Source organism: Streptomyces palmae, from assembly GCF_004684805.1.
Lineage (GTDB): Bacteria > Actinomycetota > Actinomycetes > Streptomycetales > Streptomycetaceae > Streptomyces > Streptomyces palmae.
The window spans coordinates 1-2,059 of sequence record NZ_SRID01000617.1 but is presented as its reverse complement, the minus strand read 5'-3'; the positions used below and the strand labels follow the sequence as shown (position 1 = coordinate 2,059).

Sequence of the window (2,059 nt, the reverse complement as noted above, 5' to 3'; positions counted from 1 at the left end):
GTCTTTGGCCAGGCAGGGGGTGATGAGGGGGTGGAGCGGTGTGGGGACGGCGGAGAGGTCGGGTTCGCCGTGTACCACTTCGTATTGCACTGCGGCTATGTGGCTGCCGTCGAAGGCGCGTCGTCCGCCGGCCGCGTAGGTGAGTACGGCGCCGAGGGCGAAGATGTCGCCGGCTGGGCCGACGCGTTGGCCGAGGGCTTGTTCGGGGGCGCCGTATCCGGGGGTGACGGGTATGTGGCCGGTGGTGGTGAGGGTGAGGCCGTGTTCGGGTCGGGCGATGCCGAAGTCGATGATGCGGGGTCCGTCCGAGGTGAGGATGATGTTGGCGGGTTTGAGGTCACGGTGGACGAGTCCGGCTGCGTGGATGTCCTGGAGGGTGGCTGCCAGCGCGGCCGCCAGTTCTTGGGTGCCCAGTCCGCCGAGTGGGCCGTGTTTCTCGACTGCTTCTTCCAGGGTGGGTCCGGGCAGGAACTCGGTGGCGATCCAGGGTCGGCCGCCTTCGGTCCAGGCGCCCAGTACTCGGGCGACACCCGGGCTGGTGACGGCTTGGGCGGCCTGTGCTTCGCGGAGGAAGCGTTGGGCCATGCCGTGGTCGTGGGCGAGTTCGGGGCGGAGTACTTTCACCGCGACGGGTCGGCCGTTGTCGTCACGGCCGAGGTACACCTTGCCCATGCCGCCCTCGCCGAGGACGCCGAGGACGCGGTACGGGCCCAGGCGGAGCGGATCGCCGGTGCCGAGTGGCTTCATCGCTGGTCTCTTCCTGTCAGGACTGCCTGACTGCCATGGCTGAGGTGGCGCTTACTCGAAGGGCAGGGCGCATACGATCTCGCCACTGATCCAGATGAACCTTCTGGCGCGTTCGTGCGCGACCGGAGTGGTGTCGAACCTGCTGGGGACGGGCGTGGTCCAGGCGACTTTGTGGTCCCGCAGGTCGATCGCGCTGATCTGCGAGCTGCGGTCGTCCGCGAGGTAGACGTACTTCTTTCCGACCAGTGGGGTCGTATCGAGGTTGGGCTTCTGGTCGATGTCGCATTCCCACAGCAGGGTGCCGTCGCGGGCGTCCACGGCGACCAGGCCACGGGTACCCTCGGCCGCGTACACGACACCGTCCTTCAACGCTGGTCGGCCGTACAGACGGGAGCCGGTAGCGAGACCCTTGTCCCGCCCTTTGCCGAACCGCCACCCGCCGTTCGGGTCGCGGAAGGGGATGGAACGCAGCTCGGACGTGCTGTAGTACAAGCACGTGCTGTCCAAGGCCAGTTGGTTCCGGTAGAGGAACAGCCCGGTGCCCGGCAGAGACCAGTCCCAGATGACCTTGCCGGTGCGGGTGTCCCAGGCTTCCAGGGTGTCCTCCATGGGACGGGCGGTGACCAGGTGACGTCCCCTGGCCTTGGCAGTGATGCCGTCCTGACCGTCGTAGCCAACCGGCTTGCGCCAGCGTTCCCTGCCGGTTCGCAGATCGATGGCGACGATGTGCCATCCCTCGTCGGACTTCTCCTCCGCTCTCTTCTGGGCGTAAACGTATGCCGTCCCGCCGGCGACCAGGAGAAGCCGTGTTTCATGGGCCCTCCGGCCCCCGTCGAAATCCGGCAAGGAGACGGGAAGGGAGCGCAGGGAGCCAGTTTTGAGATCGACGGAGTGCAGTGAGAGCGCATTTCGCGGGTTGACTTCGTCCCGAAATGCATAGAGCCGGTCCTTCTCCAGGGCCAGTGTCCAAGGGGCGTAGCCCCCGTCTCTCGTGTACGAGGAGGTCCATCGCTTCTCGCCGGTCCTCGCGTCCAGCGCCCGCAGGCTCCTGTCGTGCTGCACCAGGATCAGGTCCGCGACCGCCAACGGGGGGAACTGCGAGTCCGTCGGCGGGACTTGCCTCCACCACACCGCGCGTGAGGGCACGTTCGGCGGCCTACGGGCTGGGCTACGGCGTGAGACGGGTTTGCTCTGTGGCTCTTCCCGTCCGTTCCACCACAGCCGGCCTCCTGCTCCCGCGGCGGTGATGGCTGCCGCTGATCCTGCGCCGATGGTGAGGAGTTTGCGGCGGGATGGGCTTGGGGGGCCGGGG

The 2,059-nt window shown here is 67.6% G+C and carries 2 protein-coding genes; both read right to left on the bottom strand.

Annotation, left to right across the window (positions count from 1 at the left end; genetic code table 11):
* On the bottom strand, positions 1-747 hold a 747-nt coding region (locus tag E4099_RS31545), incomplete at its 3' end, for a serine/threonine-protein kinase (RefSeq protein WP_135342516.1).
* Positions 748-798: 51 nt separating this feature from the next.
* The gene (locus E4099_RS31540; protein WP_167828556.1) at positions 799-1,893 is read right to left on the bottom strand and encodes an outer membrane protein assembly factor BamB family protein; all 1,095 of its coding nucleotides are present in this window, start codon (positions 1,891-1,893) and stop codon (positions 799-801) included.
* Positions 1,894-2,059: the final 166 nt, after the last annotated feature.